Origin of the sequence: Mesorhizobium sp. M2E.F.Ca.ET.209.01.1.1 (assembly GCF_004010375.2) — a bacterium.
In the GTDB taxonomy this organism is placed as follows: domain Bacteria; phylum Pseudomonadota; class Alphaproteobacteria; order Rhizobiales; family Rhizobiaceae; genus Mesorhizobium.
The window spans coordinates 1-300 of the sequence record NZ_SADP02001031.1; the positions used below are offsets into that span (position 1 = coordinate 1).

1 protein-coding gene is annotated in these 300 nt (G+C 59.7%); it reads right to left on the reverse strand.

All coding sequences use genetic code 11. From position 1 onward, the window contains the following. Nucleotides 1–300, reverse strand: a 300-nt coding sequence (locus EN852_RS38990; protein WP_135879916.1) for a RidA family protein, incomplete at both ends; no start/stop codon positions are given.

Below are 300 nucleotides of genomic sequence, written 5' to 3' on the forward strand. Positions count from 1 at the left end.
CACGTCCAGACGGCGCTGGGGTGAACTGAGGCCGCCGCGCGCCGGAAATGGTCCTTTGACGTAGAACGTCACCTTGACCAGATAGTCGAGCGAGCTGCCAAGCTCCTCCAGATCCGCTTTGATATTGGCAAGGATAGCGCGCCATTGCGTGGCCGGATCGCCGATCGCGCCGCCCTGGTGTTTCGACGGGTCGTAATCGTCGACGGTGGCGGTGTTGCCGCAGAGAAAAACATAACCTTTTGCGTCGCTGACTACCGTGCCTTTGCCCCAGGGCATCAGGCGGTCACCTTTGAATTTCTT